The sequence below is a fragment of the Oceanococcus atlanticus genome, from assembly GCF_002088235.1.
Taxonomy (GTDB): Bacteria; Pseudomonadota; Gammaproteobacteria; order Nevskiales; family Oceanococcaceae; genus Oceanococcus; species Oceanococcus atlanticus.
On sequence record NZ_AQQV01000002.1, the window covers coordinates 374,725 to 393,234 of the forward strand.

General features: G+C 57.6%; 23 protein-coding genes. 15 read left to right on the forward strand and 8 right to left on the reverse strand.

What is annotated here, in order from left to right; translation table 11 throughout:
* Window positions 1–66 precede the first annotated feature (66 nt).
* The 14 genes from hemN (at window position 67) to ATO7_RS09025 (ending at window position 11,072) form a co-directional block, all read left to right on the forward strand.
* Window positions 67–1,473, forward strand: a complete 1,407-nt coding sequence (gene hemN, locus ATO7_RS08960) for an oxygen-independent coproporphyrinogen III oxidase (RefSeq protein WP_083561332.1) — start codon at window positions 67–69, stop codon at window positions 1,471–1,473.
* A gap of 131 nt (window positions 1,474–1,604) precedes the next feature.
* Entirely contained in the window at window positions 1,605–2,594 is a 990-nt protein-coding gene (locus ATO7_RS08965; protein ID WP_083561333.1) for an NAD-dependent epimerase/dehydratase family protein, read from the forward strand.
* A 174-nt stretch (window positions 2,595–2,768) separates the two neighbouring features.
* Window positions 2,769–3,599, forward strand: a complete 831-nt coding sequence (locus tag ATO7_RS08970) for a hypothetical protein (protein WP_146680246.1) — start codon at window positions 2,769–2,771, stop codon at window positions 3,597–3,599.
* A gap of 193 nt (window positions 3,600–3,792) precedes the next feature.
* The gene (locus ATO7_RS08975; RefSeq protein WP_083561335.1) at window positions 3,793–4,353 is read left to right on the forward strand and encodes a hypothetical protein; all 561 of its coding nucleotides are present in this window, start codon (window positions 3,793–3,795) and stop codon (window positions 4,351–4,353) included.
* 107 nt (window positions 4,354–4,460) lie between these two features.
* Window positions 4,461–4,892 (forward strand): hypothetical protein, encoded by a 432-nt coding sequence (locus ATO7_RS08980; RefSeq protein ID WP_083561336.1) that lies wholly within the window; start codon window positions 4,461–4,463, stop codon window positions 4,890–4,892.
* A 238-nt stretch (window positions 4,893–5,130) separates the two neighbouring features.
* Complete coding sequence (locus ATO7_RS08985) at window positions 5,131–5,562, forward strand: hypothetical protein (RefSeq protein WP_146680247.1); 432 nt, start codon at window positions 5,131–5,133, stop codon at window positions 5,560–5,562.
* A complete protein-coding gene (locus tag ATO7_RS08990; protein ID WP_158523130.1) occupies window positions 5,562–6,119 on the forward strand; it encodes an ImmA/IrrE family metallo-endopeptidase in 558 nt (185 codons plus the stop codon). The genes ATO7_RS08985 and ATO7_RS08990 overlap by 1 nt, the downstream gene beginning before the upstream one ends.
* Before the next feature lie 267 nt (window positions 6,120–6,386).
* On the forward strand, window positions 6,387–7,058 hold the full coding sequence (locus tag ATO7_RS08995) for an NYN domain-containing protein (RefSeq protein WP_083561339.1): 672 nt from the start codon (window positions 6,387–6,389) through the stop codon (window positions 7,056–7,058).
* The gene (locus ATO7_RS09000) at window positions 7,058–7,894 is read left to right on the forward strand and encodes a class I SAM-dependent methyltransferase (RefSeq protein WP_240499463.1); all 837 of its coding nucleotides are present in this window, start codon (window positions 7,058–7,060) and stop codon (window positions 7,892–7,894) included. The genes ATO7_RS08995 and ATO7_RS09000 overlap by 1 nt, the downstream gene beginning before the upstream one ends.
* Before the next feature lie 103 nt (window positions 7,895–7,997).
* A complete protein-coding gene (locus ATO7_RS09005) occupies window positions 7,998–8,633 on the forward strand; it encodes a glutathione S-transferase family protein (protein ID WP_083561340.1) in 636 nt (211 codons plus the stop codon).
* An 87-nt stretch (window positions 8,634–8,720) separates the two neighbouring features.
* The gene (locus ATO7_RS09010; protein WP_083561341.1) at window positions 8,721–9,056 is read left to right on the forward strand and encodes a YnfA family protein; all 336 of its coding nucleotides are present in this window, start codon (window positions 8,721–8,723) and stop codon (window positions 9,054–9,056) included.
* Window positions 9,057–9,112: 56 nt separating this feature from the next.
* Window positions 9,113–9,613, forward strand: a complete 501-nt coding sequence (locus tag ATO7_RS09015; RefSeq protein WP_083561342.1) for a GNAT family N-acetyltransferase — start codon at window positions 9,113–9,115, stop codon at window positions 9,611–9,613.
* A gap of 200 nt (window positions 9,614–9,813) precedes the next feature.
* Complete coding sequence (locus ATO7_RS09020) at window positions 9,814–10,254, forward strand: nuclear transport factor 2 family protein (RefSeq protein ID WP_083561343.1); 441 nt, start codon at window positions 9,814–9,816, stop codon at window positions 10,252–10,254.
* Between the two features lie 89 nt (window positions 10,255–10,343).
* Window positions 10,344–11,072 (forward strand): hypothetical protein, encoded by a 729-nt coding sequence (locus tag ATO7_RS09025; protein WP_146680248.1) that lies wholly within the window; start codon window positions 10,344–10,346, stop codon window positions 11,070–11,072.
* 18 nt (window positions 11,073–11,090) lie between these two features.
* Here ATO7_RS09025 and ATO7_RS09030 read toward each other — a convergent pair whose 3' ends face one another.
* From ATO7_RS09030 to ATO7_RS09065, 8 genes are all read right to left on the reverse strand, one after another.
* Complete coding sequence (locus tag ATO7_RS09030; protein ID WP_083561345.1) at window positions 11,091–12,158, reverse strand: glycerophosphodiester phosphodiesterase; 1,068 nt, start codon at window positions 12,156–12,158, stop codon at window positions 11,091–11,093.
* A 158-nt stretch (window positions 12,159–12,316) separates the two neighbouring features.
* Complete coding sequence (locus ATO7_RS09035; protein WP_083561346.1) at window positions 12,317–12,556, reverse strand: DUF6868 family protein; 240 nt, start codon at window positions 12,554–12,556, stop codon at window positions 12,317–12,319.
* An 80-nt stretch (window positions 12,557–12,636) separates the two neighbouring features.
* Window positions 12,637–13,530, reverse strand: a complete 894-nt coding sequence (locus tag ATO7_RS09040) for an MBL fold metallo-hydrolase (protein ID WP_240499452.1) — start codon at window positions 13,528–13,530, stop codon at window positions 12,637–12,639.
* Window positions 13,530–14,249 (reverse strand): Crp/Fnr family transcriptional regulator, encoded by a 720-nt coding sequence (locus ATO7_RS09045; RefSeq protein WP_083561347.1) that lies wholly within the window; start codon window positions 14,247–14,249, stop codon window positions 13,530–13,532. The genes ATO7_RS09040 and ATO7_RS09045 overlap by 1 nt, the downstream gene beginning before the upstream one ends.
* 137 nt (window positions 14,250–14,386) lie before the next feature.
* Window positions 14,387–15,049 (reverse strand): response regulator transcription factor, encoded by a 663-nt coding sequence (locus ATO7_RS09050; protein ID WP_240499453.1) that lies wholly within the window; start codon window positions 15,047–15,049, stop codon window positions 14,387–14,389.
* Complete coding sequence (locus ATO7_RS09055) at window positions 15,007–16,131, reverse strand: two-component system sensor histidine kinase NtrB (RefSeq protein WP_083561349.1); 1,125 nt, start codon at window positions 16,129–16,131, stop codon at window positions 15,007–15,009. Before ATO7_RS09055 ends, ATO7_RS09050 begins: the two co-directional genes overlap by 43 nt.
* A 43-nt stretch (window positions 16,132–16,174) precedes the next feature.
* The gene (locus ATO7_RS09060) at window positions 16,175–17,032 is read right to left on the reverse strand and encodes a PAS domain-containing protein (protein ID WP_158523131.1); all 858 of its coding nucleotides are present in this window, start codon (window positions 17,030–17,032) and stop codon (window positions 16,175–16,177) included.
* Entirely contained in the window at window positions 17,019–17,900 is an 882-nt protein-coding gene (locus ATO7_RS09065; protein ID WP_158523132.1) for a universal stress protein, read from the reverse strand. Before ATO7_RS09065 ends, ATO7_RS09060 begins: the two co-directional genes overlap by 14 nt.
* 155 nt (window positions 17,901–18,055) lie before the next feature.
* On the opposite strand from ATO7_RS09065, the gene ATO7_RS09070 reads away from it, so the two are divergent.
* Window positions 18,056–18,499 carry a potassium channel family protein gene (locus ATO7_RS09070; protein ID WP_083561352.1) on the forward strand — a complete coding sequence of 148 codons (444 nt, stop codon included), beginning with the start codon at window positions 18,056–18,058 and terminating at the stop codon, window positions 18,497–18,499.
* Window positions 18,500–18,510: the final 11 nt, after the last annotated feature.

Here is an 18,510-nt window from a genome sequence, read left to right on the forward strand (position 1 = left end):
CACCCGCCGCGGCGTAATTGATCCAGATCAACAGCGCCCGACCACGCCCCCACTAGGCTGTCAGCCATGAACAACCGACATCATCTGCAAGCGGTTGCGCCGCCATCCCGGGCGCTGGGCGAGAACCTGCGCCAAGCCGAGTTGCGGGCGCCGCGCTACACCTCCTACCCCACCGCCCTGGAATTCACCGGGCAGGTTGGCCCGGCTGCGCTGCTGGAGCAGATGGACAAGACCAACCAGGAGCCCATTCCGGCCGCGCTGTCGCTGTACGTGCATCTGCCATTCTGCGCCGCGGCCTGCTTCTACTGCGGCTGCAATCGTGTGATCAGCCGCAGCGCGCAGCGCCGCAGCGACTACCTGGACCTGATCGAACGCGAAATCAGCGTGCTGGCACCGCACCTCGACCGCGACCGCCCGGTGGTCCAGATTCATTTCGGCGGCGGCACCCCCAACAGCTATCGACCGCTGGAACTGGCGCGACTGATCCGCACCTTGAGTTCACAGTTCTCCATCCACGCCGATTGCGAGATCAGCATGGAGGTGGACCCACGCCAGTATCAGCCCGGTGACGCCCTGGCCTGGGCTGCCCTGGGCATCAACCGCATCAGTCTCGGCGTGCAGGATGTCAGCCGCGAAGTGCAACAGGCGATCAACCGCCTGCAGCCGCGTGAGCAGATTGCCGAGTTGGTCGATGAAGCACGTAAGGCCGATATGCACGGCATCAATTTCGATCTGATCTACGGCCTGCCGCGACAAACCCTGGCCGGCGTCGACGACAACGTTGATCTGGTTGCACTGCTGCAACCCGATCGCATCGCCGTGTTTCATTACGCCCATCTGCCACAGCGTTTTCCTGCCCAGCGCGTGATCGACGAAAGCGAACTGCCTGGGCTTGCAACCCGTCTGGCCATGCAGGCGCGCTACAGCGAACTGCTGACCCAGCTCGGCTACCGGCACATCGGCATGGATCATTTCAGCCACCCCGATGACAGCCTGGCCCGGGCCCTCGCCCAGGGCACACTGCAACGCAATTTTCAGGGCTACTCCACCGCCGCGGGCAGCGACATCATCGGCCTGGGCGTGAGCGCGATCAGCAGCGTGGGCCGGCTGTACGCGCAGAATCACAGCGACCTCACCGCCTATCGCCGCGCCCTTGAAAACAAGCAGCTGGCCACCCAGCGCGGCTGGCATCGCAGCGACGATGATCTGCAGCGTCACGCCATCATCCAGCAGGTGATGTGTCAGCAGCGCATCGACTTCAATGCCTTCGGCGGCGCACGCGCGTTTCACACCCGCTATGCCAAAGCGCTCGGTCAACTGCGTCAGCTCGATCCCAGCGGCCAGCTGGTCCGGATCGAAACCGAGGCCTTGTACATCCTACCTGCCGGTCGCAACGTGCTGCGCCTGATCGCCCGCTGTTTTGATCGCTACGCCGCCCGGCGCAACACCCAACAGCTCGCCCGCGCGGTGTAAAAACCGGCACCGTCGCAGCGCTTGCGCTGCATGGTCAGCCCCGACACACTCTGGCCCTGCTTACCTGCAGGACATGCGCACAATGCTCAGCCTTTTCGGACGACACATCGGCACGCCCGGGTTGTGACCACATGACCGGCCCATCCGATAACAAAGCCCTGGTGATCGGAGCCAGCGGCTTTCTGGGCAGTCATGTCACCCGACAGCTGGTCGCCGATGGCGTGGCCACACGCATTCTGGTGCGCACGACCAGCGACACCCGCGCCACCGATGATCTCGACATCGAACGACACTACGGCTCGGCCTTCGATCCGGACGTGTTGCGCGACGCACTTCAAGGCATCAGCACGGTCTACTACTGTCTGCTTGATCCACGCTCCTGGCTGCGCGACACCACGCCACTGTGGCAAACCAACGTGCACAATCTGCAAGGCGTGCTGGATGTGGCCAGCCGCTTTCCGCTCAAGGCCTTTGTCTACACCAGCACGTTGGTCACCATCGGCCTCAACCCCGATGCGCCGGCCAACGAGAACGACGCATTCAACTGGGCGGATCAGGCACCCGAATACGTGCTGACCCGACTCGAGGGCGAGCGCTGTGCACTGGCCCACGCCGCCCAAAGCGGGCTGCCGCTGGTGGCCTGCAATGTTGCCAACACCTTCGGCCCGGGCGACTACGCCCCCACCCCGCAGGGCCAGATGCTGTGGGATGCGTCCACCGGAAAGCTGCCTTTCTACTTCGATGGCGGGCTGGTCAGTGTCGGCATTGAGGATGCCGCACGCGCCTTGATTCTGGCCGCGCAGCACGGCACACCAGGGGAGCGTTACATCATCAGCGAACGCTATATTTCGATGCGTGAACTGTTCGCCCTGGCGGCCCGTGCCGGCGGACGCAAACCGCGCCATTTTCGTCTGCCCAGACCGCTGGTGCTGGGCATGGCCTGGAGCCTGGAAGCCATCACCTGGCTGCTCCGCCTGGATAACCGTATGGCGCCCTCATCGATTCGCCTGCTGACCCTGATCACCGCGCTGGACAACAGCAAGGCACGGCGCGAGCTGCGCTGGCAACCGCAGCCGATCGAACAGTCGATTGAGCAAGCGGTGCGGTTTTTCGACAGGTGAAACGTGCATCCAGAAGACTGAGCACCCAAGTCTTCAGCATCTGCGACAGGCTTAGCGCCAAATCGCATCGTGGCAAATGCTCTTTTTGCGCGAGGCAACGCTTTTCATCCTGCCCGACAATGGCTTCGCAAAATCAATAACGCCGCAACACGGCGAAACAGGCTGGAGCCATCTATGACATCGAAAAAACTCGCAACCACACTACTTGCTGCCGCGACAGGCGGCCTTGCCGCAGGTTGTGGCGGCGTATCCGCAACCGACAATACACCGGGTGACAACGACCAAAGTGTGCTGTTTACCAACACCGGCGAAAACTGCCGCAACTTCCTGATCATCTCACCGGTTACAGAAGCCAACGCACGCAAATTTGTGCCCGCTGAATTCACCCTGGTTCAGCCGCCCACCGCCTTCGTTGAACTGGCCGACTGCCCGCAAGGCAAAATCAACGGTGTCGACGTGGAGGGTGGCTACCGCATCGCCGAAGCCGCCGTCTTCATCACCCCACCCGACGGAGGCGCCAACCCGCCCCTGATCACCAACTCCGCCATCTATCTGCTGTGGCAGCTGGACAGCAACGCCGAGCTTTCCAATCTCAAAACCACAGCCGGTTTTGCCGGTGAGCTGATCGAAAACATCGAACTGGTTGTCGAGCCGGACGCCACCGTGCCCCTGCTCAACAACGGCTACGCCAACGTGCCGTATGCCGTGTCGCCCTACCAGCTTAACGCCACCCTCACCCCCGACAGCCCCCCCGGCCCGCCCCTGCCGAATGACCTGTGGCATGTCGGCCCTAACGGCCCCATCCACACCTTCAATGACATCTACGCCACCGACCAGGTGCTCGCGGGCCTGGGCACCATCAGCGTGGCCGAGGGGTCTCCCCTGCATGAACTGTTTGGCAGCACCACCGTCACAGGTCTGGCTGCCTCTGGCATCGGTTCATTCGAAAACACCACGCAACTGCGCCAGGACATACAAGCCACCAAGCCCGAGGGTGCGCCGTAACCTGAACCGCCAATTGAACTGGGTGCACCTGAAAACAGGGTGCGCCCGACCATTTTCGATTGTTGTGCGCATGTGGGCATAATCGAGAGACGCGAGACCTGATCTGGAGATTGGTGTGAGAGATTTTTGGGAGTTTTCTGGGGTTTTCACGCTAATAACGCGTTAGGCAAAAAAAAACCGGGGGAGAGCACACGTGCAGATCCAAAAGCCGCATTTTGTCATCGCTTTAGCCATCTGTTGTGGCTACGTCCTTCAACGGGCTCTGTTGATAATGTCAGGCCAGATTTCTCTTGAAGAGATACAGGGACAGCCACAAGTTCAAGGAACGATTCTTGGTATTGATGTTTCCTTCTCCTACTTGGGAATGAACATGTTTTGGCCGTTTGTCATCGGGCTTCTTATTTCCGGCTACAAACTTGCCCCTCATCAACCAGGCGAACTCACAACGGCCATCAGAAATTTGAGACATTCGCAAGCGTTGGAGATAACTCTTGTTCGTTGGTTCCCATTGCTAGTGTTATCGCTGCATCTGCTATCGCTAGTGGAATTCATGGGCAGCCAAGTTCAGGTGCTGCTCGCACCGGTAGAGGATTACTTTGGACATCAGGGGCGAATAGAGGCTCCTGGGATTTTGGCGAGAGTCGCAGCTGCTATGGTTCTTACTATCACTGCGGCATCGCTAATTTTTGCGATGTTCGCAACATTCTTGCCACCCAAAAGCCCCGAAGCAAAAGCCAGTGCAAATGTTGCCTAACAACACGTTGGAGGTGACGTTTGACCCGTCGCTGACCTTTGCTGCCGCAAAGGCAGACGCCGCCTCAAACGCACCTCAACGTGGGCGTTAGCAGCAGGCAGTATCGAATGAGCGAGGAGCGTTTAAATAAGCTTGTAACCGCGGCCCTACTGGCGTTTATCTTTGTGTCTTGCGCCGCGAAGTCAGGCTATGAAACGGCATTTTTTGTGCTAGGTTGGATGGCGTACTTCGGCTGCGGTTTCTACGTCGGAGGTGCGATTTTCGCATCCATTATGCGTCGAAAGGTGCTGCTAGATACCAAATATGTTCTGGCTAGCTTGGCTTTCGTTGTTATGTGGAGTGCGCTCTCTTTCCAGACATCGGTAAATCTGGCAAGCCTATGGGCGGCGGCGTACGTTTTTATCGGGTTCTTCTTAGTGGGCGTGGTCTATTTCTTTTCATATACCAAAGTGGGCGTCTGGCTGTGGGCCACGGAAGAAAAATTTTGGAACGCCATTATCAGTAGAATCAAAAGTTGGGTAACAAGGCGCTCAACATGAGGTTGAAGCTTCCCGTCTACGCGAGTCCAGCCGGGGCGAAAATGCCGCCTAACCAGTCGTTGCAGCGGACGTTTGACCCGCCGCCCATTTTTGCTTCCGCAAAAACGGTCGTCGCCTCAAACGCCGCTGAACTCAAGCGTTAGCCGTCATAAGAAAATTGGAGAAAAAGTTGGTTCGTATTTGGCGGTTCGTCGCTCTGTGCCTAACGGTCCTCTTGCTGTCATCGTTAGGAGGCTTTTTGGCTTATCTTGTGTTGCACTTCTGGGTTAAGCCACAGACCCCTGCGCCAACAGATGCCGTCGGAATTGCGAATACCTATATAGTGTTTACTTCGTTAATTTTTATGGGATTCACTGTGGTTTTGGCTCTGGTGGGCGTTATCTTTGCTCAGCAATTTTCGATTACAAAGCAAACGCATGTGCAACACCTATTCAATGAACTTGAAGGTAGCCTTGAGCTCAATCATGACGACACTGCGGTGAAGCTGCTTGATGGTGCGCTGCGTAACAAGGATGTACAGAGGCACGTTGCAAGAAAACTTGATGAAAAAATCCGCCAACTACTGAGCGAAGAAAAACAAAGAGCGCAGGCGCAAGCCGCTGATGGAGCAAGTACGTCAAACGCTGTTGATAGTTTGCTTTCTAAAGTCGATAACGATGGAGTCGAATAGTGGAAGTTAAAGACGTCTACGAAGATGCGGACGAGCTTTTTGAGCAATTAGTGGAAGAACATGGCTTTCAGAAAGTCGCTCCAATAAATGTCGACAAAGTGGCTGAGCTTCTGGGCATAAAAGTACGTTACGAATTCGGCCCAGATGGTCAGGTTGGGCGGATTGAGTTCTCGGAAGGCTCACCTCAAGTTTCAATTAACATTTTTGAAAACTCGTTCGAACCACGTCAGCGTTTTACGCTGGCTCATGAGATTGGCCATTTTTGTCTTCATCGTGGAGAAGGTGCAGAGGAATTCGTCGACACGCGGAACCAGATGAGTAGAAGTGGTTCGTATTGGGATACCTATGAGTATGAAGCGAATACGTTCGCCGCAGAGCTGCTTATGCCTAGAGATTTAGTGCTTCGTGATGGAAATAAAATCATAGAAAAGTATTTAGAGGAAACTGGCAAAGAAAAGATCAAGAAAGAAAAGCTTATTGATCTGTTGGCGTCACATTTTCAGGTTTCTAATCCAGCAATGGCGTACAGATTGAAAAACCTAGGTTTCGTGAAGTGACGGCTAAAAACACGTTGCAGGCGACGTTTGACCCGCTGCGCACCCTTGCTTCCGCAAGGCTGCACATCGCCTCAAACGCACCTGAACGTGGGCGTTGGGCGGCAAGAGTCGTTGTAGTAGGTACGAGAGCTGCGGTGATTGACAAGAAGTACGCTTTGGCGTAGCTTTGAGATCACAACTAACCCACGGGGAGCAGATTAGGTTCTGTGAAGCGATGGGCGAAAACACCGGCCGCGAGCCGGTGTTTTCATTTCTGAGGCAAGAAAAATGAGAACAGTTGCCTACGTAGATGGCTACAACTTTTACTACGGGCGTCTCAGAAATACGTCATACAAGTGGCTAAACGTCTGGAAATTGATCGAGCATATTCTTCACGTCCAGGAGCCAGATACCTCGCTCACCAAGTTGGTTTTCTGTACTGCTGGAATCAAAGCTCGATTCGCTTCACACGGTAAGGATAGTGTTGAAGCTCAATCAACCTACCATCGGGCGCTGAAATCCAGTGGAGTAGAGATTGTTCTTGGCCAGCACACAAAGCCGGAAAAGGCCAAGCTGCCAAGGGCCCATTCTGACGTTCACCATCCTGATCCCTCCGATGTTGTGGAGGTATGGCGCATGGAAGAAAAGCAGACTGATGTAAATTTAGCTTTGGGGATGTACCGGGACGCTATGAACGGCGAGTATGATCAAGTCGTCCTTGTCTCGAGCGATACGGATCTGGTGCCCGCACTTTCGGCAATGCAAGAAGATGCACCTCATGTGCGACGCGGCCTAATTCTGCCCAGGCGCCCAACAGGAGCAAGACCACCCTCGAAATCACTGTCAGAGCTGTGTCACTGGACCCGCGATCACATAAACAATGACGAACTCGATGCAGCACTGTTCTCTAATCGAGTACCTACTGCGAAGAAGCCCGCTGACAAGCCAGGGCATTGGTGATGGTTGGCGAGTTTCCACCCAAAAAATCGCTGCAGGTGACTTTGGAGAGGATGGTGCAGGAATCTGACTACTTCGAGATGAACCGCGCGGGTTGGGACAAACGCGCAAAAGCACATTTCGATTCCAAGTTTTATGACTTGCCAGGTTTTCTTGCTGGCGCGACATCGCTTCGCGAAATCGAGTTAGCCGAATTGGGGGATGTGACCGGCAAGTCGTTGTTACACCTCCAATGCCACTTCGGCATGGACACCCTGTCTTGGGCTCGCATGGGGGCGGCTTGCACGGGTGTTGATATTTCGCCGGTTGCCATCCACAAGGCGCGAGAGTTGGCCCAGGAACTCAACTTGAATGCTGAGTTTGTTTGTACTGACGTTTACTCATTCCAGCATTCAAGCTCAGCGCTATTCGACATTGTGTTTACGTCATACGGCGCTATCTGTTGGTTGCCAGATTTAACGCGATGGGCGCAGGTTGTTGCTGCAAATCTCGCAGTTGGTGGCCGCTTTTATATCGTCGATTTTCATTCTATCTACGATCTTTTGGCGGGCTACTCCTATTTCACCCAAGTACAACCCGATGTGGATGAAGAAGGTACTTACACAGAAAACGGCGCTGATGTGACTGCCAAGCTGGCAACGTGGGCGCATCCCATGTCCAGCGTCATCAACGCATTGATTAACGTGGGGATTGAAATTGAGCGAGTGAGCGAGTTCCCATTCAGTCCACACAACTGTTTCGAGGGTATGGTTGAACGTGAGCCGGGTCGCTTCTATTTAAGTCACAAAGGAAACGATGTTCCACTTGTTTACAGCATCACCGGGCGCAAGGTCGCATAGCACGACGTTTGACCGGCTGCACACTTTTGCTGCGCCAAGAGCCAGCGTTGTCTCAAATGCAACTGAATTCAAACACTAGGCACCCACTCCGGAGAAATCCATTTTGAGCGCGTTGAATATTTGGACTTATGACTGGGTACCAGACTTCCCACGTGGTTTTGTGCGAGACCTGAGATTGAGGTGGGCATGCGAAGAGGCTGGGTTCAGCTACGCAGTGAAAACCGTTCCGTTTGACGGCCGCCAGACCAATCATCTCGCACAGCAACCTTTCGGCCAGGTGCCATATTTGGCCGACGGAGACCTCCAGCTATTCGAAAGTGGCGCATGCCTTCTGCACCTTGCCGAAAAAAGCGACAAGTTGATGCCGACTGACACTGAGGGTCGAGCACAAACCATCCAATGGATGATGGCGTCGCTCAATTCCATTGAGATGGTCAGCGTTGCATGGTGGTTTTTGAACATATCCGGCGAACCCGACAACAATCTTTCGGGATGGATGGAGAAACGCCTTGCTCAGCTCGAAGATGTCCTGAGTGATCGAGAATGGCTCGTGGCAAATCGCTTCACAGTGGCGGATCTATTACTGGCTGACGTATTGCGTGTGCCTCAGGTGCGCGAATTGGGCAATAGGCCCGCCTCGGAGCGCTACGTGGCGCGGGTCACCAATCGCCCGGCATTTGTAAAAGCCTTTGCCGATCAGATTGCGCATTTCAAACAAGCCGATGAAGCACGCAGCTAAGGCGGCGCCCACTCCGCCCTGCAGCAGCTTGCAACGTCGAGCGGCGAATATGGCGTGTCGAAAGACCCTAGGCAGCCGATAAAATCTATGGACATCCTCAAGATTTTTGGCCTGTTTCTGCTGACTGCGCTGGCGGAAATCATCGGCTGCTACCTGCCCTATCTGTGGTTGAAGCAGGGATACAGCGCCTGGCTTTTACTGCCTGCTGCGATCAGCCTTGCCACCTTCGCCTGGCTACTCACTTTGCACCCCGATGCAGCCGGGCGTGTTTACGCCGCCTACGGTGGTGTCTACGTCAGCGTTGCTCTGCTGTGGCTTTGGGTGGTGGATTCAGTCAGGCCAACAGCAACAGACTTGGCTGGTGTCTGCGTATGCCTGATCGGCATGCTGATCATAATCATAGGCTCGCGCCCTGCGCTGTAGTTGGAGCACGCCCGATTCCAAGCTTTTGGCATGCCCCGGACCGGTATTTTTTGAATGTGAACATCCAATTCAAACGATTGCACGAGGTCGATCAAGCCGTAATCATCGAACTCATGAACCACCCGTTGGTACGTCGACATATGCCGATGTTGTCCTACCCGTTTGAGGCTGAAGCATGCGAAGCGTTTTTAGCGTCAAAAGAGCAGCTGTGGTCGGTTCACGGCTACGGCCCTTGGGCCTTTGAGCAGGACGGTCAATTCCTGGGTTGGGGAGGCTTGCAAGCCGAAAACGGCGAACCTGATTTGGCCTTGGTCTTACACCCAAACCACTGGGGCTCGGGCAAGCACATCATCAAACTCATCCTGAACCGGGCATTTGGCCAGATGAAGTTTCAATCAATCACCGCACTCCTCCCCCCTAGCCGAACGCGCATCAGAGCTCTGTTTCGTCTCGGGTTTGAGAAGGATGGCGAGCTCTGGATCGGCAATCAAACGTTCATCCGGTTCAGGTTGAATCGGATTCAATACGAGGCGAACATCGCAGGTCACAATCGGTGAACGGTTTCGACCTCGCTGTGATGACCTTAGCCTTGTTGGCGACGGCAAGCAGGATGGCATCTTAGTTCCCGGCAGCGCGCAGGTTGGCTGTTACGATGGCGGTCAGCTGACGCTGGTTTGGAACGGCGACATGAAGAGCGCCCGCCATCACCTGCAGCAACACAGCTGAGCACGCATCTCTCAAACAAAAAGGCCTTGTCATGACGCCGCAGCACATATCAGATCGGCTCGAGATTCAAGATGTACTTGTCCGCTACTGTCATGCGGTCGATCGCAAGCAATGGGACATACTTCAAACTCTGTTTACCGATGACGCCACGGTCGATTACTCGGCATTTGGCGGCCCCAAAGGCCCCGCTGGCGAATTACCGGGCTACTTTATTGACGTGCTGGCTAACGTTCGCAGTACACAACACACGATATCCACGTCGCTGATCGACCTGACCGAGGACCATGCCGTGGTGCGGAGCGCCGCTCAAGTCATGATGATCTCCGATGCCCCGAACGACACCGATCATGTGCTTTTTGTTGGTCTTTGGTATCGCGATTCGCTGGTGAAAGTGGCCGATGGGTGGAAGTTACGTGAGCGAGTCCAGGAATACAGTTGGGTTCACAATGTGCAAAGCGCGCACAATGGATAACAGCACATTGCAGGTGATGCGATCTACACGCATACCGTGGCCTTGAATGCGGCAGGCGCCACATGCCGCACGCGAATGGAGACGCGCCCATGAACCACTCGATAGAGATAGATTTTTCCGCAGGGCCTGGGATAAAACTCTATGTCTTTTTTGGCGGCATTGCAGCCGGCATTGCAATGCCGCCTTTCGAGTTCTACAAAGCCTCAAAAATCGTCGCTGACAATAAAATATTTGTGCGCGACTTCTCCCAGACTTGGTATCACAGCGGCATACCACCGCATAGCAAGACCCTCGCCGGTGCAGCAGCACAGCTCACGCGGCTGATTCAAAGCATAGCTCCGTCGCAGGTTTATCTGGTTGGCAACTCCATGGGCGGTTTTGCGGCCATCCTGTTTTCACGACTACTGCGCTGCGGCGATGTCATCGCCTTTTCCCCGCAAACGTTTATTTCGCCATCATTAAGGCGCAAACACGGTGATACGCGATGGGCTAAGGAAATTCGCACCACGCACTTCAGGAGCATGCTCAAACCCAGAGCCTGGGATCTGAAGAAAACCCTGCAAGACTCCGACTACCACGCAAAGATCAGCATCTACTTTTCACAGGCCAGCAAGCTCGACACCATCCACGCCGGACACTTGAAAGACCTGAACTATGTGCACCTTCACCCATTGGGTGAAGGTGGCCATCAGGTGGTCAAGTACTTGCGTGACCGCGGGCAGTTAAGCGCCATTATGTCCGGTGGTGATGCAACGCCAAACAAGCCCGCAATCTGCCGACACTCAAGTCTTGCCGCTGAACAAACCCGGAGCGCATAAGGCCCCGCTCCTGCCGTTTCAAAGCTCCGGCTGGTAGTCCACAAGCAGCGCGCAATCGCGGGCATCTTCAGGCTGGGCCAGAACCTGTTCCAGCAATTGCGGGCGATCGGTCATGACCGCATCCACGCCCAGGGCGAGCAGATCCACCATGTCCTGACACTCGTTGATGGTCCAGACGTGCACGGCCACACCCGCCGCATGGGCATCATCCACAAAGTCCTGAGTCACAACCGGAATACCCAGTTCAGGCGGCACCTGAAAAGCTTGATGAACAGACAGCGGCGGCATCGGCAAAGGCCCTTGGCTGGCGATGACATACAAGGCAGCCTGCCCGGTCGGGAAAGAGGTTGAAACGCACGGGGCCTGCGGTTTGAACAGCAGCGCCGGGATGTCGATGAATGAGGCCACGATAACGTCGTCACTACGTTGCCGCTCTATCAGCAACTGAGCCACCTTGGCCTCATAACTGCCGGTCGAATCCGGATCAGGCTTGAGCTCGATATTGATCAGCGCATTGGGGAAGCGATCGAGGGTTTCGGCTAGAGTTGGCACCCGGAAGTCTGCCGCAGTGAAACCCGCTGGCGGGGCTTTTTCACCGGTCGCGATACCGCGGAAGATGTAGTCGGCTTCCTGGCCATCCGCCACGGCGCCACGCCCCGGCACAAACCAGTGCGCCGCATCCAGGGCCTGAATATCGGCTAGGGTGTAACCGGATACGCTGCCACTGCCATTGGTGGTGCGATCCACGCTGGCGTCATGAATAACCACCAGTTCCCCATCGGCGGTTTCGTAAACGTCCATCTCCAGCACGTCCGCCCCGACATCCAGGGAACGCTGATAGGCATACAGGGTGTTTTCCGGGAATTCCAACGCACCACCACGATGCGAGAAATTCAGATCGGTGCGGGCCAACCAAGGATTTTCTGCCGGAGCAGCCGTACAGCTGTAGTTCGGGTCAGGTGTGGGGTTGGGGGTATCACCGCCCTGCGCCGTACGTCCGCCATTGGCGCCACAGGCCGCCAGCGCAACGCCCAAACTCAAAATACCCAGCCGCGCCAAAGTCTGGCTTGCGCCCCGTGCTTTCATATGTGCTTATCCCGTACAAGGTTCTGCCGTCATTGCGGCGTAATTGTTATGTGCGCTCAGGGGCGCTTCCGGCGTAAGGCCGGACCGGGAAGTATTCCTGATTGAAGCTTTCGGGGCAACGATGAGCGGCCACGCGCAACAACCTGTGCAGGCCCAAACTAGATCAGACGCAAAGCCACATAGGGCACAACACAAAACACGATGATCAATATCTTGTATGCACCCAGCCACATGTAGGCGGCGAACGCGGCCTGCTCAGGTTTTATGCCGAACAAGCGAGCATGGGTCTGCCCCACAATCCTGCGTAAAGCAATCAACAAAACAGCGCTGAACAGCAGAACACCGATATTGATCAGCGTCATCCATTGGAACAGTGCAATCAGCTGAGGCTTGTCCATGCTTTTTCTCCTGGGGCGCCATGATCAGAGCCGCGACGCGAACGCCGCAGCCCTAACCGGCATGCTTTCACACGTGGCAGTCAGCCACCACCAAGTGCATTGATCGGAATGCTCAGATAGCTCATACCGTTGGCGTGGGGTGGCGGCAAGTGCCCGGCCCGAATGTTGACCTGCAAGGACGGCAGAATACGTGCCGGCGCCCGCAGAGTGGCATCGCGCGCCTCGCGCATGGCCACGAAAGCCTCTTCGCTGATGCCTTCGCCAATCATGGTGTTGCGTTCCAACTCTTCAGCCACGGTGGTTTGCCAAGCCGGGCCGCGCGACTCCAGGCCATAGTCGTGACACATGAACAGGCGCGTATCCGGCGGCAAGGCCAGCAGGCGATGAATGGAACGGTACAGCTGCCGTGCATCACCCCCCGGAAAATCGGCCCGGGCTGTGCCCGCATCTGGCATAAACAGGGTGTCGCCAACGAACACCGCATCATCGATGCGATAGCTGACACAGGCTGGCGTGTGACCGGGAGTGAACAGCACTTCGATGTCATGCTCGCCCAGCGGCAGGCGCTCACAATCCGACAGCAGACGATCAAAACCGCCGTCATGCGCCCAGTTGTCTTCGCTCATGTCGAACAGCTTGCCGAAGCGGTCCTGAACCTGGCGGATGTTGGCGCCGATGGCCACATCACCGCCCATTTCATGTTTCAGCGCCTGGGCCCCGCTGAGATGATCGGCATGCGCGTGGGTTTCGAGTATCCAGCGCAGGCTCAGCTTGTGCTCGCGCAGGTATGCCACCAGGCTCTGCACACTGCTGCTGTGCACGCGCCCGGAATCGGGGTCGAAATCGAGCACCGGGTCGATGACCACGGCCTGCCCGCTGGGCCGGTCCGCGACCACATAGGTAACGGTGCCGGACGCGGCATCGTAGAACGCTTCGATTTCGACCTTGGTCATGTCCAGATTGGTTTGAGTCATCAGGCTGCCCTCCTTTGCTGGCTGGCGTTGTTGCAGGTCTGCGCAAGCGGACCGGCCATGCGTGTCAGGGCCGCGAAATCGAGTATGTACAGCTCGCGACGATTGACGTTGATGACCCCGGCATTGCGCATGCGGGTGAGCACACGGCTGACCGTTTCGGTCACCAGGCGCAGATAGTTGGCGATGTCGCGCCGACTCATGTCGAAGCAGATAACATCGCGGGAACCGGTCGCGTTCTGGCGCCCGGCCATATCAAGCAAGAAAGCGGCGATGCGTTGGTCGGCTGTGAAATCACCGCCCAGATTGAGTGCCGCAGCCAGATTCACGCTAAACACCTCAAGCATGCGCCGGCGCAGTGCCGGCTCAACGGCCAGCGCCTGCTCCAGCCCAGCAAAGGACAGCTCGCAGATGTCACTCTCGGTGAGGCTTTCCACGCTGCTCAGATGGCGACCGCTATGCAGGGCGTCCAGGCCGATGAGTTCACCCGGCATGTGGAAGGCGCGCACCCGTTCGTTGCCGTCGCTGTCGATGCTCATGCTTTTAAGCACACCGCGCCGCACCGCGTAGAGTGTGGCGGCACGCTCGCCTTCCCAGTTCAGATAGTCACCGGTGGCCAGCGGTGTGCGGCGCTGCTGTACGTTGGGGCGCGCCATGGCCGGGCGTTGCCCGTCACACAGCGCATGCAAGCCGCAGTTGTTACAGGAGGATTGAGCCGGCATCCGAATCACCGCATTGATGTGTGGGATCAGAATGCGTGATGCCGCATCGGCGCACTATTCGGAGTTACCGCAGCGCGCGGCGCGAAGAAACCACAGCGCGCCCCACGGACAACCGCGAAGCAACCTGTGGAAACTACCTAGTCCGGCCTGGTAAGCGCCGTAGTCACGCTCAAGACCTGACGCAGCAAATGCGCCAGTGAGCGGGCCTGCATCTTGTCCATAACATTGGCCCGGTGCAGCTCCACAGTGCGTGCGCTGATGCCCAATTCGATGGCGATCACCTTGTTCGATTCGCCATCGACGATGCGTTGCAGGATTTCCCGTTCACGCGGGGTCAGATCCTTGATGCGCTCCTCGATTTCCTCACGCTCCGAGGCGGCAACCTGATCGTTGTGGTCCTGCTCGATGGCACGCTGCACGCGCTGGATCAGGGTTTCCTCACGAAACGGCTTCTGCAGGAAATCGAACGCCCCCTCGCGCATGGCCTCGACCGCCATTGGCACATCACCATGCCCGGTCACGAAAATAATCGGCCAGGCTTCACGACGCACACGGGCCTCGCGCGCCAGCTGCAGCCCACTCATGCCGGGCATGCGCACATCAAGAATCAGACAGGCGGGGTGCTGATCGTGGGCGGCATCCAGAAACGCCTGAGCATCGGCGTAGGCCACAGCCTTGAGCCCGATCGACTGCATCAGCAACACGGTGGCATCGCGCACCGCTTCATCGTCGTCGATGATGAAAACCTGCCCCTGGATCATGCGCCCTCCCCGGCCCTTGGCAGCAACATGGTAAAGCATGTGCCGCCGCCTTCGCGGGCGCGGCAGCTGAGATCGCCACCATGCGCATCAACGATCGACTTGCTGATCGAAAGGCCCAGCCCCAGACCATCCTTGCGCCCCGTCACGAACGGACTGAAAACCTGCCCGATAAGATGCTCGGGCACGCCATCACCGCGATCAAGCACCGCAACCTCCACCCAGTCTCGACTCAGCACCCGGCTGCGCAGCTCCACCTGGACGGTGTATGGCGCCGCGACGCTGGCCTCGTAGGCATTGCGCACCAAATTGACCAACACCTGCTGCAGCTGGGTTTCGTCACCCTGCACGCAGGGATCACTCGCATCCAGATCACAGGTGATTTTGAGTTTGTGCGGATCCAGCGCCAGCAAGGATTCCACCTCGGCAAGCAAACCGTTGATGGCCAGGGTGTGTGATTCCACACCCTGATGGCGGACCAGTCGCCGCATGCTGTGCACCACCTTGCCGGCACGCTCAGCCTGTTGATTGATCTTTTCCAGCGTCTGCACGATCACATCGGCGTTGGCCACTGGATCCGCGGCCAGACGACGACAAGCCTGCGCGTAGGTTGAAATGGCGGCCAGCGGTTGATTGATCTCGTGCGAAATACCGCTGGCCAGCTCCGCCAGCATGCCCAACTGGCCAACCTCAGCGATGCGTTCGCGCTGCTGGACCAGTTCCTTCTCGCGCGCGGCCAACTTGGCCTCAATCGCCTTGCGGGTGGTCAAATCGCGAATGAAGCCGACAAAACCCGATGCATGCTCGCTGCGAATTTCACCCACCGCCAGATCGATCGGAAACACGCTGCCATCACAACGCTGGGCCAATACCTCACGTCCAATGCCGATGATGCGCGGCTGCCCTTCGTTCATGTAGCGCCCGAGATATCCGTCGTGCTCGGCGCGGTAGGGCTCAGGCATCAGGCAGGACACATTGCGCCCAATCAAGTCCGTTTTGGCGTAGCCAAACAAGCGCAAAGTTGCCGGGTTGGCATCCACAATCAGGCCCTTGCGATCGATCAGCACAATGGCATCGATCGCCGCGTCCATCAGGGCGGTGTAGCGAGCGGCAAGCTGCTGCATGGTTCTTATCAGCGCACAGAACAGGCCGACTATTCTTGATCAGTCAGGGCACATTGTCATCGGCGATGCGCCACAACCGGCCTGCACAATCGGCGTGGATTGGAAAAATCGCCACGCCAGCCTGCCAAGCATGGCGCTCGCATGTGGTCTTAAGCGCCTGGCTGACCCAGTTGCAAGCGGCCGCGGTTGTGCTCAGATCATTGATCAAAAGACCAACCTGCCCATCACCAAAATGTCCCGCACAATCGGCCCGGCCCAATGCACCCCGAATGTCGCCAGCAGCCGCCTCGATGCAGGCCGGGGCAAGCTGCAAGCTGATCACGGCAAAGTGACGGCTTGCCGTCTCGGCTTGGCGCACGCGATCACCGATGCGGTCGAGAAATGCGGTGCCGGTCAGCAGTCCGCTGGCTTCATCGACACCGCGACGGCGTTCCGCTTCAAGACGCTGAACGCGCTGATCAGCAACCTCGTGGTGTACCGACAGGTAGTAGTGAATCGCGCCGCAACGCAGCAGCGGATAAATGCTCTGTTCGATCACGTAGCGGAAGCCGTAGCGATCACAATCCACGGTTTCAGCCGACCACACCTGCCCGCTGCTGATGCACTCCCACATGCGCCGATAGAAACGACGGCCTTGCTGGCCACTGCTGAGCAATCGCGCATTGCGTCCGACTGCCTGCGCGGCGGTATAGCCGGTGAGCTGAGTGAAGGCTGCATTGACCCACAGAATCAAGCCCGTCGGATCGGTGATGAACATTGATGGCGCCTGGCGGGATTGTGACGCGGGCTCAAGCAGCACACGTTCGGCCAGGGCGGCCAGCAAATGTCCATCGGCACCTTTGAGTGCCTGTTGCGCCAGCTGATATTCAGCTGGCGGGCTCTGCTGTTCAGAGATTGCCAATGATGTCGCCCCGATGAACCAGCACAGGGCACGTTGCAACGCGCAGCAATCGATCTGCGGTACTACCGAGGAAAAAGCGATCCAGCGCTGACAAACCGGCATCGCCGACCACGATCAGGTCCACTGCATGCGCGCGCGCGGCCTCAACCAGAGCTTGCGCTGGCTTGCCCGTGCTGATGACAGGATCAATGCGCGGCGGCGCATCTAACGTGCGCAGCAGTTGCTGCATGGCCAGACGCGCGCTCTCGCGCTGCGGCTCGATGAAATCACCCTGAAAATACGGCGGCAAACTGCGGTCATCGATCACATGCTGGGCGATCACATCGGCTTGGCGTTCAAGCGCCATCGCACGCGCCTGTCGCAATGCGGCATCTGAACTGGGAGAAAAATCCACCGCAGCAAGCAGGCGCTGATAGCCGTCCTCGGGATGGTGCTGCTCAGGGCCGATAGCCAGCACCGGGACTTCGCTGCGGCGTATAACCTCGCTCGCCACGCTGCCCATGAACAGGCGGTCCATGCCCTTGCGCGAGTGTGTGCCCATGACAATCAGATCGGCCTGCTGCTCGGCGGCGTAACGCAAGATGGCCGGCGAGGCGCTGATATCGCGCATCACCACTTGGGTTACGGCGCCATCCAAACCACTGACGAAGCGGGCCATGCGCGTGTCTGACATCTGATCCATGGCGCGCTCGACCGCCTTGATGTCAGGAATGCCGGCCCAACCGAACTGGTCGCCGTGCAATACCTGAACATGCACCACGTGCAGCTCGGCACCGCTGCGCAAAGCCAGGGCCTGAGCATGCTCGCGTGCGCATTCACAGGTGCTGGAAAATTCGCTGGCCAGAATAATTTTGGACAGGCTTTTCATGATCGTCTCTCCCGATCGCAGGGCCACTCCAACTGGAGACATGACGCTCAGGATGAGTCGCGTGAAAGCACAGCGCATTGATCTGGATCAAGCCGCAGCGACCCCGCAGACGATCCAATACACTGACACCTCACTGGCCTGTAGATGAACTTGTGATGTTGTCCGCGCACACCACAGCCATGTTGCTGACCCTGGGCGTCGTCGCCATAACAGTGACCCTGCACTACGAGGGACTGAACGCCCTGAACAACGCTTTGCCACGTTGGCGCCATGTGCCCGCGCGCCTGCGCATGCTGGTGCTGATTGCCTTGCTGCTGGTTCTGCATCTGGTCGAAATCGGCATTTTCGGCCTGGGCATCCACATGGCCACACACTTTCCTAGCCTCGGCGGCATTTCCGGCGGCCACCCGGCGTTGAGCCTGATGGATGCGGTCTACCTGTCAGCCACCACCTATTCCACACTGGGCTATGGCGATCTGGTGCCGCACGGCGCGATCCGCATTCTGGTCGGAGTGGAATCGGTGGTCGGCCTGCTCATGATCACCTGGTCGGCCTCGTTCACCTATCTGGAGATGCAGCGCTACTGGACCCCGCGCTAAGCGCTGGGGCC

Bases quoted from the DNA above. Each gene is read 5' to 3' on its own strand.
- ATO7_RS09055 (WP_083561349.1), bottom strand. From the start codon at position 16,131: ATGCAGCAGCTTGCCGCTCGCTACACCGCCCTGATGGACGCGGCGATC.
- ATO7_RS09030 (WP_083561345.1), bottom strand. From the start codon at position 12,158: ATGAAAGCACGGGGCGCAAGCCAGACTTTGGCGCGGCTGGGTATTTTG.
- ATO7_RS08965 (WP_083561333.1), top strand. From the start codon at position 1,605: ATGACCGGCCCATCCGATAACAAAGCCCTGGTGATCGGAGCCAGCGGC.
- ATO7_RS08980 (WP_083561336.1), top strand. From the start codon at position 4,461: ATGAGCGAGGAGCGTTTAAATAAGCTTGTAACCGCGGCCCTACTGGCG.
- ATO7_RS09050 (WP_240499453.1), bottom strand. From the start codon at position 15,049: ATGCTTTACCATGTTGCTGCCAAGGGCCGGGGAGGGCGCATGATCCAG.
- ATO7_RS09040 (WP_240499452.1), bottom strand. From the start codon at position 13,530: ATGACTCAAACCAATCTGGACATGACCAAGGTCGAAATCGAAGCGTTC.
- ATO7_RS09000 (WP_240499463.1), top strand. From the start codon at position 7,058: ATGGTTGGCGAGTTTCCACCCAAAAAATCGCTGCAGGTGACTTTGGAG.
- ATO7_RS09020 (WP_083561343.1), top strand. From the start codon at position 9,814: ATGACGCCGCAGCACATATCAGATCGGCTCGAGATTCAAGATGTACTT.
- ATO7_RS09010 (WP_083561341.1), top strand. From the start codon at position 8,721: ATGGACATCCTCAAGATTTTTGGCCTGTTTCTGCTGACTGCGCTGGCG.
- ATO7_RS09035 (WP_083561346.1), bottom strand. From the start codon at position 12,556: ATGGACAAGCCTCAGCTGATTGCACTGTTCCAATGGATGACGCTGATC.
- ATO7_RS09045 (WP_083561347.1), bottom strand. From the start codon at position 14,249: ATGCCGGCTCAATCCTCCTGTAACAACTGCGGCTTGCATGCGCTGTGT.
- ATO7_RS08995 (WP_083561339.1), top strand. From the start codon at position 6,387: ATGAGAACAGTTGCCTACGTAGATGGCTACAACTTTTACTACGGGCGT.
- ATO7_RS08970 (WP_146680246.1), top strand. From the start codon at position 2,769: ATGACATCGAAAAAACTCGCAACCACACTACTTGCTGCCGCGACAGGC.
- ATO7_RS09070 (WP_083561352.1), top strand. From the start codon at position 18,056: ATGTTGTCCGCGCACACCACAGCCATGTTGCTGACCCTGGGCGTCGTC.
- ATO7_RS09025 (WP_146680248.1), top strand. From the start codon at position 10,344: ATGAACCACTCGATAGAGATAGATTTTTCCGCAGGGCCTGGGATAAAA.
- ATO7_RS09065 (WP_158523132.1), bottom strand. From the start codon at position 17,900: ATGAAAAGCCTGTCCAAAATTATTCTGGCCAGCGAATTTTCCAGCACC.
- hemN (WP_083561332.1), top strand. From the start codon at position 67: ATGAACAACCGACATCATCTGCAAGCGGTTGCGCCGCCATCCCGGGCG.